Consider the following 13688-nt stretch of genomic DNA (forward strand, 5'->3'; position numbering starts at 1 on the left):
GCCGTCACCCCTTTGCTGTGAAAAGACCTTGCGGACGGAATATCAATACAATCGCCATTAGGATCATATTAACCGCAAGTGATAAAGCCGGTACGTAATACGCCATATAACTTCCCGCGAGTCCGACAAGAATAGCGGCAAGGAGTGAACCTGGAAAACTTCCCATGCCACCTATAACAACAACGATGAACGCTAAAATTGCAAATTCCATCCCCATTTCTGCATAGATAACACCTGAATAAGGAGCCATCAGCGCTCCGCCCAATGCAGCAAGTGCCGCACCAGTCATAAAGACGAGGAGGAATACACGTTTAATGTTAATGCCGAGTGCTTGCACCATGTCTTTATTGAGAACGCCTGCACGTACGATAAGTCCGATTTTTGTTTTCTTCAATATGAACTGAAATGCACCAAAGATAAGAAAACCAACAAGGATTATGAATATACGGTATTTAATTAGAAGGATATCTCCGAATTCCCAACTACCTGCCAAATAAGGAGGTACCTTTGCGGCAATCTGGTTCGGTCCAAAGACAACTTTCAACATTTCAGTAAGAACAAGCATGAAGCCCAGGGTAATGAGTATTTGCTGGACATGGTTGCCATAAACGGGTGTAATGATAATCTTTTCAGTAATGAAACCAAGAACGATTCCCGTAGCAATTGCACCTAAAATACCAATAAAAAAACTTCCGGAAATTCCATAAAACCAGACACTGGAAAACGCTCCCCACGCAAACAAGCCACCATGTGCAAAATTGAGGACGCTCATTAATCCGAAAATCAATGTTAGTCCGGAGGCTAGAAGAAAGATAAGCATGCCCGTTGCCAAGCCATTGACCGTCAAGTTAATTAGCAATTCCATCGCACAGCCCCCTTATCCTATTCCTAAATATTTTCTTTTTACTTCTTCGTTATGGACGAGTTCTTTCATCAGACCGGAATGGACTGTTTTTCCGTCGTCTATGAGTGTGTATGTATCTCCGATGCGACTCGCCATCATGAAATTTTGCTCGACAAGGATAATCGTCGTACTTTTTTTCATTTCTGTAATGGCTTCCATCACTTTTTCAATAACAATCGGTGCCAACCCTTTGGAAGGTTCATCTATTAGTAGCAACTTGCTGTCATTAACGAAAGCTCTTGCCATCGCGAGCATTTGTTTTTGACCACCTGATAAATGCCCTCCATCCTTTTTCCAAAAGGTTTTTAAATCAGGGAAAAGCTTCAGAACATATTCCTGTCTTTCTAAAGCTGCATCATCTTCCTTTTTCATCGCAACTTTGATGTTTTCCTCTACTGTCAAATCTCCGAAAATGCCTTGGTCCTCTGGAACGTAACCAATGCCTAGATTTGCAATTTCAAACGTCGCTTTTTTTGTTATGTTTTTTTCATTAAATGTGACTGAGCCCTTTGAAGCTTGCGTTAGTCCCATTATTGTTTTTAACGTAGTCGTTTTACCAGCACCGTTTCGGCCAAGCAAAACACTAACTTCTCCCACCGGAGCTTCAAACGAAATACCTTGAAGGATGTGGTATTGTCCGATGTACGTGTGAATCTCTTCAACCTTCAGTAAGGGGTTCATCGTAAAGCCCTCCCAAGTAAGCATTTTGGACTTGTTCGTTATCCATAATTTCCTGCGGACTTCCATCTGCCAACAGCTTGCCGTTAAATAGCACCATAATGGAATCGGAAAGATCGAGAATCATATCCATTTTATGTTCGATTAGTAAAATCGTTTTCTGACCTGTGCCTTTTATTTGACGGATAACATCCAAAATTGCAGGCACTTCTTCCAAAGACATGCCGGCGGTCGGTTCATCAAGAAGAAGCACTTCAGTGTCTAGTGCGAGTAGCATGGCTATCTCCAATTTCCGCTTTTCGCCGTGGGACAGTTGGCTCGCAATCGCATATTCTTTTCCAGTTAAGAGGACAAGATGTAACAGCTCGTATGCTTTTTCAGTTAATTTCGGATAACTGGTGAAGTGGCGCAACAACTGATACCTTATTTTCTCCTTCGATTGAACCGCGAGGCGAACATTTTCCAAAACCGTCAAGTTTGGAAAAACGTTTGTAATTTGGAAAGAACGGCCGAGCCCTTTCCGTGTTCTTGAAACCGCGGATGATTTAGACAGGGGTTCGCCTTTGTAATAAACCTCTCCTTCGGTCGCTTTCAATTCCCCACTAATCAAATTGAAAAACGTCGTTTTCCCTGCACCATTTGGACCAATAATTGACTTGAAATGATTTGCAGGCATTTCAAAATTCACATGGTCTATAGCTATATGACCACCGAAACGAATCGTCAAATTTTCCGTTCTTAGAATCGGCTCCATACATTTAGCCCCCTTTCATCTGTCCCTCTCCATCTGATGAAACTCGTTCATCAGATGGAGAGGGACAGATCCGTTTAACTGGACTGTCCCGTTTACTTTATTTATCATTCATAATTGGTGGCTCGGTTTCATCCGGCGTAAGTTCTCGGATTAGAACAGGTACTGGATAATCGACTCCCTCTTGCTTTTCAAGTTTTATGGAATAGAGTGTTTGCAATGCTTGATGATCTTCTTCTCTAAATGTCATCGTTCCTTTTGGCGTTTCGAATGACATACCTTCCATCAGTCCAATCAACGTTTCACCATCAGCGTCTCCACTGGATTTTTTCAATGCTTCAACGATTGCAATGGCCGCTGACATCCCTCCAGGCGTAAATAAGTCAGGAACTTCACCGTTGAACCGTTCTTTATGCTCTTTGACTAGCCAGTCGTTCACTTCATTATTCGGAAGCGTGTGATAGTAAACTGTGAAACCCTCCATGCCTACAAGCGGTTCCATAATCGAAAGTGCGGCAATGTCAGGTGCGCCTGTTGAAATTTTGATGCCTTTTTCCTGCATCTTCAAATCGGAAATCTGATTCCACGGGGAGTTTGCGCCTGCCCAGACGACAAACATGTAATCCGGTTTTGCTTCAACAATTTTTTGCAAATTGGATGTGAAATCTGTTGCTGCGGGATCTGCAAATTCTTCAATAATCACTTCAGCTCCTAGGTCTTCAGCAGCCTTTTTGAAAGCGGCTACTCCGTCCCAGCCGAATGAATAATCTGGAGCGAATGTTGCAATTTTGACGCCTGGTTTTGCAATGGCGGCAGCACCAGCTACGGCATCTTGAGATGAGTTACGAGCCGTTCTAAAAATGAACGGATTGAACTCAGAACCTGTAATACTATCTGCAACTGCAGGTTCGACAATCATGATTTTTTCGTATTCTTCCGCAAGAGGTAAAACAGCCAGTGTATCTCCTGAACTCGAAGAGCCAACAATGAAGTCCACTTCGTCATCCTCTAGCAATTTCGTTGCCTTTTGAACAGCAACTTCTGGTTTCGTTTCCGTATCTTCAAAAACAACTTCAATTTTCTTACCCGCTACTTCCATCGTGCCATCCGTCGCGTACTCTAATCCAAGTTCAAAGCCACGTTGTGTCTGTTTTCCATACGACTCTAGTGCACCCGTTAAGGAGGCAAGCACTCCGACTTTGATGGTTCCAACTTCCTCTACTTTTTTATCGCCTCCGTCACCCGGTGTGTCCGTTGTACCTGTTGAACTACCGCCGTCCTTGCTACAAGCCGAACTAAAAACCAACATAAGGGCAAGTAATGAAACCAACCAAGCTCTCCTTTTCATGAATAAACCCCTTTCTCTTATCGTTTGTAAACGCTTTCTAACTAACTATTACTCTACAAAATGGCAGTTACAAACCAGTTACAGGAACAAAAGCGCAAGCACTTTTTAAAGTCAACAAGTATAAGACAAAAAAAGGGATCGTCCACTTTAAGGACGTCCCCCTACAATTCATTCATAATCATCCTGTACATCTGTTCTGTCGTCTCCATCGGCTCGATATCCAGCTCATCCTTCAAAACCACCCTACATTTTTTATACCACTTAATGGATTGTGATCTATTTTGGAGCTGGTAATGGGCAAACATGAGGAGTCTGTATGCTTCTTCCCAAGTTTCATCAATACGCAGCAGTTTTTCTGCCCAGTATACAGTTTTACCGAAATCACGGAGCCGTGTATATGTTTGTGCGATTCGCTCAATCACATTGATATAGCGCTGTTCCGCCTGTTCACGTTCATCAGAAATCCAACCAATCGTTAGCTTCTCTTCGAATAACGGACCTTTATAGAGCGCGGCCGCTTTTAATAGTTGTTCAATAGCAATTAAAGGAAGACGTTCCGATACGCCGATTTCTGCATATTTTCTAAATTTATCCAAGTCCGTTCTGATTTCTGCATCTGGATTCAATCGATACATCGTCTGTTTACGAACGATAAAATAGGGATTTCCTCTTGCGCTACGATGCGGCTCTAACACTTTCAACAATGCATTCAACGCCACTTTGAAGTCTCTATCTGCACTTTTTTCATCAGATGTATCCCAAAGTTCACGCATGATTTCTTCTTTCGTGACAAATCTTTCCCGATTCAATAGTAAGTAAACAAAAAGTTCTTTGGCCTTATCTCTTTGCCAATTACGGTCGTTTACTTCTTCGATTCCTAGATGAAGATTAAACGGACCCAATAACCAAACTTCGATTTTGTATCCCGGGTGATTTGAAACGTCTGTTAAATTCAAGTGGCGAAGAATTTGTTGAATTTCATCATGATTACTGTTGTCACTTCCAGCCTTAATAAAGAGAGGATAGATCGATTGCCTATCAAAAGGTGAAAAGAGTGTTTCGCTCATCAAGAAAAAGAGATAGTTAGAGTTTATGCAAAGCTCGGAAAATGATTTTGCATGCTCTGAAAATCGGTCAACATCTTCCGTTTTATCATATATACACATGAGCCAAAACGATGTAACCATTTCGCCGTAAGTGTCTCCACATTCCTTAAAAAGGCGATTCGCGATGATTGAATGCTCCAGCGACTCCTTATAATTGCCGGCGTAATAATGAACAATCGAAAGTCCAATTCGAATAAGGCTTGAAAGCCAACTGTCGTAAACTTTTTCAGTCTCGCGCAAGCCTGCATCTCCAAAACGAATCGCTTCCGCAAATAAGCCTTGCCGAGCTTTTATTAAAGATAGTCCTAAATAAGGTTCCGCTTTCCCTCTTGATACTCGGAGCTCATCCATTCCATGTATTGCTTGTATATAATGGTGCTCAGGTATGTGTAATTCAGAGGAATCATGGATTGTGGTTGCATGCCCCATCCGGATTCGACCAACCGCTTCAACAAAACCAGATTTCCCCCTTTCTCCAACCTCAATGCCTTTTGACGCACTATCCATGGCCAACTTAGCTTGACCCATCAAAGAATAAATAAGGGATAAAAGTACGTCTGTTTCTCTATGTGAATCTGGCAAGAACGAATCGTCTGTAATTCGGTCTGTAAGAATCGCTTCGGCTTCCCTTAACTTCCCGGTTCGCAGTAAAATCCTTGCGTCCAGATTTCCTTCACGAAGAACTTTTTCATCTATTTCTTCATTTTCCACCCAAATTGCAGCATCTACAGCTTTCCCTAGATTTACAAGATTCTCCGCGAATTGCCGTTTTAATCTTTCCATATCGTTGAAATTTGTCTTTACACTTCTTTGGCCGAAAGAAATAGCCTCGCGTAAATAAGGCTCTGCCAGTCCGGGCTGGATTGTGTCCAAATAAATATGAGCAATTCCGGCATTTGCCCGACTTTGGTAATGAGCGTCATCATTTACTTTAGCTAGTTGTAGACAAGCCTCGTAAGCCTGTCTTGCCTTTTCATAGAACGCGCGATATCGATGGGCTTCTCCTTCATAATAATGAAGAGTATAATAAGAATCTCGCAATGTTTTCGGAAGTTCTTTAATCGTATCAAGAAGCCAGTCGAACTGACCTAGTTTCACTAATGCGATACCTGTGTCTGCTAATTTTTGAGCAATAAATAAATCATCTTTGCTTTTAATGGCATGGTGAATAGCCTGGACAGGATTATTTTCTGAACTGTAATAGTCCGCTGCTTTTTTTTGTAAGAATATAAAACGATTAGAATCCAACGGCTCCCATTTTGCTTCAAGAAATTGTTGAAATAAAGCATGATAACGGTATGTGCCATCTTCTCCTAAAGATTGTATAAAGACATGTCGCCCTGCAAGTTCTTGAAGTACTGAAGCCGCCTCTGCTCCGTAAAATTCTTTCACTAGGAGCTCGGAAAAAACAGGGAAAATGGAAAAAGCCAAAAGCCATTCTCTATGTTCTAACGCCATATTTTTAAATACTTCTTCCGATAAATAAGAAAATAAATCATGCAATGCGAGCTTCATCGCTGTTATGGAAGGGATTTCAGACTCTATCATATGCACCGCCACGAGATTGACCGCTATCGCCCATCCCTCAGTTAATTGGACGATGTTTTCCGTTTCTTCTTCCGTTAACACTTTGTTATAATAATCCTCGTAGAATACCGCAATTTCTTCATCAGAAAAAACGAAATCATTCTCCGTGATTTCACATAGTTGCGCGGTCATTTTTAACTTGATAAGACTTGACCATTTGGGACGGGTCCGAGTTGCGATGATTAAGTGAATATGAGGTGGAAGGAATTCAATGATTTTTTCCATCATATAAGTGATGTGGAAGACATGATCTACATGATGAAAGTCGTCGATGACAATCGAAAATGGTTCACCAATTTCGCAAATTTCATTTATAAATAAAGTAAGCCATCTATTAATGTCCTCCTCTTTCGGGTACATCGAAGGGCTTTCCCAATCGTCGAACGAATGACCGAAATTCGGAATTGTGCGCTGAATACTGTGAATCAGATAAGTGATAAAAGGTAGGATATCATCATCCTCTTCGGTAACGCTATACCATGAATGAATGGACCGGGTATCTTTGAAGTAAGAAGATAAGCCTGAACTTTTTCCAAATCCTGCCCCACTATGTAATAATGTCAATTTTACTCGTTCGGACGTTTTCATTTTTTTTATGAAGGAAGATCTTCGCATGTATGTTGAGGTTGGAATTGGAGGAATTAATTTTGATTGAAGCACGGGAGTATAGGTCATCTGTTTATCACCTTCCAATTATTTCTTTTCTATAAGTTTAGCATACTAATGTTCTGAATTGGGTGATAGTTCTTGTCGGAAAGAATCATAATTCAATAGAAAAAAGCGCGAAGGCTCAATGCCTCACGCTTTTTTGTTTAGATCAAACCGTTCTAACTGTTCAAACAGTCCTTCGTTTAGTAAAATGTCCCGTTCATGCTTACCGAACAGGTCAAAATGAGGGTAGTCTTTGCGCATATCAATCCATTCCGGCTTCAAACCATATTGTTTTCCCCATTCAACAAGTTTGTCCATATCTGCACAGCCTGCCTTTGTTACTGTTTTGCATCCCGGAAAGCGTTCATCGAGCCAGTAATGGGTTAAAAACGCCATTTCCCCTTCGCTGACTGCTTTTTTCCATGCCTGTAGTTCAGCTCGTCTAATTCCAAATGCCATTAGTCTTTGCACCGCTTAATTTCTGTATATAAAGCATCCCACTCTGGAGCGATTTTCTTTAAGGAAACTGGACGGAATGATTCTTTTTTCACGACGACATGTTCGGATTTTGCTGTTGCTGAAATTGTCCCGTCTTCATGAAGGATTTCATAGCCGTAGGTAGTACGCAACCTTCCGTGTGACTCTACCCACGTCCGTACAGTCGCTTTTTGACCGTATTTCATCGCAGCCTTATATTGAATGGATAAGTCCGTCACTGGCGATAAGAAGCCATCCGCCTCGAGTTGTGCGTATGTATAGCCCAAGTCCTCGATCAGTTTCGTGCGTCCAATTTCCATCCATACTAAATAGTTCGCATGATAGACGATTCCCATCTGATCCGTCTCGGCATATCTGATTTCAATTTCTTTTTCACTGATAAACATTACCATCACCTCACTACCTATTATACAAAAGCAAGTCTGAAAAAGCTGTCCCGAGATTGCAACAATTTTACAACAAAAAAAGGTGCCCGAATAAATCGGACACCTTCCTATTTATTGAAATTAGTTCGCCTTCATTTTATCACGAAGAACCATTTGTAGGATTCCGCCATGACGATAGTAATCAACTTCGACATCTGAGTCGAAACGCGCTAGTACGTCGAATTCTTTGACAGAACCATTTTTCGCTGTTGCTGTCACTTTCAGAATATCGCGTGGTTTAACGCCTTCAGCGATGTTAACACTGATTTCCTCTTCGCCAGTAAGACCAAGTGTTTCAGCACTTTCGCCTTTCATGAATTGAAGTGGTAGAACACCCATCATAACAAGGTTTGAACGGTGAATACGTTCGTAGCTTTCAGCGATAACTGTGCGGATACCTAGAAGTGAAGTACCTTTTGCAGCCCAGTCACGTGAAGAACCCATTCCGTAGTCTTTACCTGTGATGATAGCAAGTCCTGTGCCTTCTTCTTGATACTTCATAGCAGCATCATAAATTGGCATAATTTCTTTTGTAGGCCAGTAAGTCGTAAATCCGCCTTCTGTTCCTTTTGCAATCTGGTTACGAATACGGATGTTAGCGAATGTACCACGCATCATCACTTCATGGTTACCACGGCGTGAACCGTAAGAGTTGAAGAAACGAGGGCTTACGCCATTTTCAATCAAGTATTTACCAGCTGGCGTATCTTTACCGATTGCGCCCGCAGGAGAAATGTGATCCGTCGTAATTGAATCGCCAAATTTACCAATGACACGAAGCCCTGAAAGTGCTTGAATGTCAGCTGGCTCTGTTGCCAGACCTTCAAAGAACGGTGGATTTTGGATGTAAGTTGAGTTTTCATCAAAATCATATAGTGAATCATCAGTTGTTTCAATTGCATTCCACGCTTCGTTCTCAGTGAATACACGCGCATATTCTTTACGGAATAATTCAGGCGTAACTGTTGCTTTAACAACTGCTTGAATTTCTTCCGTAGTTGGCCAAATATCTTTGAAGAAGACATCAAAGCCGTCTTTGTCTTTACCAATTGGCTCTTTTTCGAAGTCGATATCGACTGTTCCAGCAAGTGCATAAGCAACAACAAGTGGCGGTGAAGCCAAGTAGTTTGCTTTCACAAGTGGGTGAATACGTCCTTCAAAGTTACGGTTACCAGAAAGAACTGAAGACATTAGCATATCGTTGCCCATGACCGCTTTTTCAATTTCAGGTAGTAGTGGCCCAGAGTTACCGATACATGTTGTACAACCGTACCCAACAGTATTAAATCCAATTTGATCCAAGAATACATTAAGACCTGAATCTTCCAGGTAGCCTGTAACGACTTTTGAACCTGGTGCAAGTGATGTTTTCACATAAGCAGGAGGTGTAAGCCCTTTTTCAACTGCTTTTTTCGCCACAAGTCCAGCACCTAACATAACATATGGGTTAGAAGTGTTTGTACATGAAGTGATTGCTGCGATTGCAAGGTCACCGGTTTTGATTTCGACAGAACGTCCGTCTGCGAATTCAATAGTAGCTGTTTTCTTCAACTCTTTTGGTGATAGACCAAAACCTTGGTTCCCTTCAGGTGCAACAACTGCTTCGTTGAATGAGCTTTGCATTTCTGTAAGAGGAATCAAATCTTGTGGACGTTTCGGTCCAGCAAGGTTAGCAGCAATACCAGAAAGATCGATTTCTACAACATCAGTGTATGTTGGTTCTTCATTCTCTACAGTGAAGAACATATCATTTTCTACTAGGTATTGCTTAACTACTGCAATGTCGCTTTCTTCACGGCCTGTTAAGCGCATATAATCTAGTGCTTCTTCATCTACTGGGAAGAATCCACACGTTGCACCGTATTCAGGTGCCATGTTTGCAATTGTTGCACGGTCTGCAAGTGGTAAGTGTGCAACGCCAGGTCCGAAGAACTCAACGAATTTACCAACTACACCGTGTTCACGAAGTGTTTGTGTCACTTTAAGTGCAAGGTCAGTTGCTGTTGTTCCGTTTGGAAGTTGACCAACAAGTTTTACACCAATAACTTCTGGAATCGGGAAGTATGAAGGCTGTCCAAGCATGCCTGCTTCAGCTTCAATACCACCGACACCCCATCCTAGAACACCTATACCGTTGATCATCGTCGTGTGAGAGTCTGTTCCAACAAGTGTGTCAGGGTAGGTTTCGAATGTACCATCTTCGTTTTCAACTGCATGAACAACGTTTGCCAAGTACTCAAGGTTAACTTGGTGGACAATACCTGTTGCTGGTGGGACTGCACGGTAGTTATCGTATGCTTTTTGTGCCCAGCTTAAAAATTGGTAACGTTCTGCGTTGCGTTCAAATTCAAGTTCCATGTTTAAGTTAAGTGCTTCTGCCGTTCCGTAACGGTCAACTTGCACGGAGTGGTCAATAACAAGGTCAACTGGAATTTCAGGGTTGATTTTGTTAGGGTCACCGCCCATAGCTGCCATTGCCGAACGAAGTGATGCAAGGTCTACGACAACAGGTACACCTGTAAAGTCTTGAAGAATAACACGTGACGGTTTGAAAGGTACTTCTGCATCAGCGTCTGCATCTTTCCCCCATTTCGCCAAGTTTTCAACATGATTGTCTTTGATGACATATCCGTCGTGTTGACGCAGGACGGATTCAAGTAATACTTTAATCGAGTAAGGTAGATTGGAAACTTTAGCGATGCCGGCTTCTTCGAGTGCAGCAAGACGATAATAGTTATACGTCTTTCCATTCAGGTCGAATGATGTTCGGCTGTTATGCAAATTGCTTTTTGCCATTGTTGAATTCCTCCTTTTATCTTAAAAAACTGCTGAAAAGGCTGTAAATAAGCGTCTTTTCTCTACTTCATCATATAATACCTACACACATAAGTAAAATACATTAACTTTATAGTCTATCATAAGTTAATGTTATGACCCTTTTGTTCTTGCAAAAACGCTTCATACATGAAAATAGATTCTAGATTCCTCCCCATAAAAATATTGTATGGTTTGTTAAATCCTTCATTTCACCAAAGTGCAGATGCCCATTGTATGAATGAAATTGACTGTTCGTGTCGATGCTAACTCTTCCTAACATACATACCCTATTTCAATCCTTTTGGAACTCTCTTTGCAAAAAAAATAGCTGGCTGCCGGTGTGCTAATATAGGTCCCCCAGGTAACACTACGTCATTTTAAAAACACGCTTTATGCTATTGTTCTACATTAATCCTCAAAAATTCTCAAAAAAATTGGTAATTTATTTCTTCTTGATGTTTAGGGTATTGTAATAAAGGTTATTACAAATACTGTAGAGGTAATCATAAATCACTAAAAAGGAGATGGACAGTTATGAGTTTCATTTGGTTTTTAATTATTGGTGGTATCATCGGTTGGTTAGCAGGTATGATTTTAGGGAAAGATATCCCAGGCGGAATCATTGGTAATATTATTGCCGGAATCGTCGGCGCATGGATTGGTGGAATGCTTCTAGGGGAATGGGGTCCAAGGGTTTCTGACTTCTATATTGTTCCAGCCATCATCGGAGCACTTATCCTTGTATTCATTGTGAGCCTAATCATGAAATCAATGCGTAAAGCTTCTTAAATCTAAGAAATAGACACTAAAAAGATGGACCCCATTCGTGGCGGTCCATCTTTTTATTCACTTTTTTCCATTTCAATTCGCTGGGCTTCAAATTCATCAAAGAACCAAAGAACATCCTCGACGTATTTGTCACTACGGTTATAGTTGAAAATTGCTTTTTCAAATTCCCCATCCGCTGCTCCACTCTTTGATAAGTAGTTAGCGGCACTATAAATTGCATCTTCCAAATCATATGGATCGGCAATGCCATCATTATTTGCGTCAACGCCATATCCACCATATTTTTTTATCACAACTGGATTAATTTTATCTTTTTCAGGAATTTCTCCCTTTCCAAGGTCTCCACATCCCGGGTAAGTCCAACCGACGAACGTACAAGGCATAAACTGCATATGTCCTTCAGCACCGACGGGTGACAGTAATGGATCCATCGTAGAAAACTTCGTTTCAATCCTATGGTGCGCTGCAAGTAACGTCCAGGGAATACCGTAAACTTCTGCTGCTTCTTTGTAGACTGGTATGTACTCTCCCGGTATTTCGTTAGCCGTGCGACGGTCTTGCATATCCAGCAATGCGCTAGCGGACTTCTTTATGATATCCGGATTTTTCAGACCTGTCCAAATGATAGCTGTTAGCGTGAAGACTGTAACAGCAATAGGGACAAGTAAGATAATGAACATTGCTTTCGCCTTCAAGGATATTCTTTTGTTTTTTCGCTTCTTCATCTCTTCACACCTTTAGTTACAGCCTTGCATTATCGAATTATGCACCTGCTTTATTTAGTGCTTTAATGTCTTTGACGATTTGATCGAATGGCACTTCTGTCATTCCGTTATATGATTTCACAACTTCCCCTTGTTGATTGACGAGGGAAAAAGTAACTGCGTGCATTACCTGGTCCGAATCGGGAATATCTGCAACAAGCGTTTTGAATGATTTTGCTGCGAAGTCAGTGATTTCCTCTTGTTTATAGCCCGTCAGCATTTCCCATCTACTCTGATCTCGGACATCATACGCATCAACGTATTCTTGCATAGCTTCTGGAGTATCAACTGCAGGATCAATACTGAATGATACAATCTTGTAGTCATCAACGCCTTCATCCCCAAGTTGGTTATCAAGCTCCGCCATGTTCATCATCATCGGTGGGCAGGCACTCGTACATTCGGTGAAAACGAATTGTGCTATCCAAACATTCCCTTTCAAATCATCCAATGAAACCTGTTCATTTTGTTGATTCGTAAATTCAAAAGGTGCAACTTTATAATTGTGATCTTCTTTGAAACCACCACCGGTACACGCACTCAAAATGACCGTGACTAGTAACATATAAATCAACAATAACTTTTTACTCATTTTATATCCTCCATTATTTATTGATACGTTTATCATATCGGAAGTATAGGGTTCAAACAAGCATGTGATGTTTGAACCCTCGTCGAACCTATGACGGTTTTGTGAAGTTAACTTCATCGTTGACGACCAGAAGTTTCGATTCGAATCGGAGCAAGGGATAATGCTTGTCATCTTTAGTAATTCATTCATCGAAATAGACTAGTCCTGTTGCATTTTATATTCGTTTTTTACCAAGTCAATCACCTCCTTTCATCCGAAATAGAAGAAAGGAATACATTGTCCGTGTGTTTTTTCACGGATGCTCTTATAATGGTAAATAGAACGGAAGAGGTGAAGATTGTTGCAACAAGACTTATTTATGTGGTTCATCATTTTCTGGTGCGTTGTTCTCATTGGACTTTTCGGTATCGGCGGTTTCTTCATGTTCCGAAAGTTTTTAAAAGTGTTTCCGAAAGCGGATGGCAAGTCTACACTCGACTGGGAAGAACATTACGTGGAGAGCTCTCTTCACCTATGGAATGATAAAGCTAAACTCTTACTGAATGAGCTGGTCGTCCCAGTACCGGAATTATTCCGGCCGGTAGCGAAACAAAAAATCGCAGGAAAAATCGGTGAAATTGCACTTGAGGAAAATGCAAAAGCAATTGATACCGATCTAATTATCCGTGGATATATACAAGCGACACCGAAACGCGACCATAAATTCCTGCGCAAGAAATTGGCTGAAATGAAGTTCGATTTAGCCCCGTACGAACATCTTTTTTAGTCGAATAAAAAC

12 protein-coding genes are annotated in these 13688 nt (G+C 41.3%); 2 read left to right on the forward strand and 10 right to left on the reverse strand.

From position 1 onward, the window contains the following. Window positions 1–4: 4 nt before the first annotated feature. The 8 genes from AC25Y5_RS06495 to acnA form a co-directional block, all read right to left on the reverse strand. Window positions 5–865, reverse strand: a complete 861-nt coding sequence (locus AC25Y5_RS06495) for a branched-chain amino acid ABC transporter permease (protein WP_482102556.1) — start codon at window positions 863–865, stop codon at window positions 5–7. A 12-nt stretch (window positions 866–877) separates the two neighbouring features. Further along, a complete protein-coding gene (locus tag AC25Y5_RS06500; protein WP_482102555.1) occupies window positions 878–1585 on the reverse strand; it encodes an ABC transporter ATP-binding protein in 708 nt (235 codons plus the stop codon). Then, a complete protein-coding gene (locus tag AC25Y5_RS06505; protein WP_488139618.1) occupies window positions 1563–2336 on the reverse strand; it encodes an ABC transporter ATP-binding protein in 774 nt (257 codons plus the stop codon). Before AC25Y5_RS06505 ends, AC25Y5_RS06500 begins: the two co-directional genes overlap by 23 nt. A gap of 97 nt (window positions 2337–2433) precedes the next feature. Beyond that, the gene (locus AC25Y5_RS06510; RefSeq protein WP_488139619.1) at window positions 2434–3681 is read right to left on the reverse strand and encodes a substrate-binding domain-containing protein; all 1248 of its coding nucleotides are present in this window, start codon (window positions 3679–3681) and stop codon (window positions 2434–2436) included. Window positions 3682–3842: 161 nt separating this feature from the next. Further along, complete coding sequence (locus AC25Y5_RS06515) at window positions 3843–6938, reverse strand: AfsR/SARP family transcriptional regulator (RefSeq protein WP_488139620.1); 3096 nt, start codon at window positions 6936–6938, stop codon at window positions 3843–3845. 234 nt (window positions 6939–7172) lie between these two features. After that, window positions 7173–7484 (reverse strand): hypothetical protein, encoded by a 312-nt coding sequence (locus AC25Y5_RS06520; RefSeq protein ID WP_488139621.1) that lies wholly within the window; start codon window positions 7482–7484, stop codon window positions 7173–7175. Then, window positions 7484–7909 (reverse strand): acyl-CoA thioesterase, encoded by a 426-nt coding sequence (locus tag AC25Y5_RS06525; protein WP_482102550.1) that lies wholly within the window; start codon window positions 7907–7909, stop codon window positions 7484–7486. Before AC25Y5_RS06525 ends, AC25Y5_RS06520 begins: the two co-directional genes overlap by 1 nt. 120 nt (window positions 7910–8029) lie before the next feature. Then, entirely contained in the window at window positions 8030–10744 is a 2715-nt protein-coding gene (acnA, locus tag AC25Y5_RS06530; protein ID WP_482106165.1) for an aconitate hydratase AcnA, read from the reverse strand. 555 nt (window positions 10745–11299) lie between these two features. On the opposite strand from acnA, the gene AC25Y5_RS06535 reads away from it, so the two are divergent. Then, window positions 11300–11554 carry a GlsB/YeaQ/YmgE family stress response membrane protein gene (locus AC25Y5_RS06535; RefSeq protein WP_482102548.1) on the forward strand — a complete coding sequence of 85 codons (255 nt, stop codon included), beginning with the start codon at window positions 11300–11302 and terminating at the stop codon, window positions 11552–11554. Between the two features lie 53 nt (window positions 11555–11607). On the opposite strand, the gene AC25Y5_RS06540 is transcribed toward AC25Y5_RS06535, so the two are convergent. Then, the gene (locus AC25Y5_RS06540; RefSeq protein ID WP_482106166.1) at window positions 11608–12279 is read right to left on the reverse strand and encodes a lytic transglycosylase domain-containing protein; all 672 of its coding nucleotides are present in this window, start codon (window positions 12277–12279) and stop codon (window positions 11608–11610) included. Window positions 12280–12316: 37 nt separating this feature from the next. Then, a complete protein-coding gene (locus tag AC25Y5_RS06545; protein WP_488139622.1) occupies window positions 12317–12910 on the reverse strand; it encodes an SCO family protein in 594 nt (197 codons plus the stop codon). Between the two features lie 358 nt (window positions 12911–13268). Here AC25Y5_RS06545 and AC25Y5_RS06550 point away from each other — a divergent pair, with 358 nt between their 5' ends. Next, the gene (locus AC25Y5_RS06550) at window positions 13269–13676 is read left to right on the forward strand and encodes a DUF2621 family protein (protein ID WP_488139824.1); all 408 of its coding nucleotides are present in this window, start codon (window positions 13269–13271) and stop codon (window positions 13674–13676) included. The last annotated feature ends 12 nt before the right edge of the window (window positions 13677–13688 follow it).

Source organism: Sporosarcina sp. Y1011, from assembly GCF_057669885.1.

Excerpts from the sequence above, each read along its gene's own strand:
- AC25Y5_RS06495 (WP_482102556.1), bottom strand. The coding sequence starts at position 865 with ATGGAATTGCTAATTAACTTGACGGTCAATGGCTTGGCAACGGGCATG.
- AC25Y5_RS06525 (WP_482102550.1), bottom strand. The coding sequence starts at position 7,909 with ATGTTTATCAGTGAAAAAGAAATTGAAATCAGATATGCCGAGACGGAT.
- acnA (WP_482106165.1), bottom strand. The coding sequence starts at position 10,744 with ATGGCAAAAAGCAATTTGCATAACAGCCGAACATCATTCGACCTGAAT.
- AC25Y5_RS06550 (WP_488139824.1), top strand. The coding sequence starts at position 13,269 with ATGTGGTTCATCATTTTCTGGTGCGTTGTTCTCATTGGACTTTTCGGT.
- AC25Y5_RS06505 (WP_488139618.1), bottom strand. The coding sequence starts at position 2,336 with ATGGAGCCGATTCTAAGAACGGAAAATTTGACGATTCGTTTCGGTGGT.
- AC25Y5_RS06520 (WP_488139621.1), bottom strand. The coding sequence starts at position 7,484 with ATGGCATTTGGAATTAGACGAGCTGAACTACAGGCATGGAAAAAAGCA.
- AC25Y5_RS06545 (WP_488139622.1), bottom strand. The coding sequence starts at position 12,910 with ATGAGTAAAAAGTTATTGTTGATTTATATGTTACTAGTCACGGTCATT.
- AC25Y5_RS06500 (WP_482102555.1), bottom strand. The coding sequence starts at position 1,585 with ATGAACCCCTTACTGAAGGTTGAAGAGATTCACACGTACATCGGACAA.
- AC25Y5_RS06510 (WP_488139619.1), bottom strand. The coding sequence starts at position 3,681 with ATGAAAAGGAGAGCTTGGTTGGTTTCATTACTTGCCCTTATGTTGGTT.
- AC25Y5_RS06535 (WP_482102548.1), top strand. The coding sequence starts at position 11,300 with ATGAGTTTCATTTGGTTTTTAATTATTGGTGGTATCATCGGTTGGTTA.
- AC25Y5_RS06540 (WP_482106166.1), bottom strand. The coding sequence starts at position 12,279 with ATGAAGAAGCGAAAAAACAAAAGAATATCCTTGAAGGCGAAAGCAATG.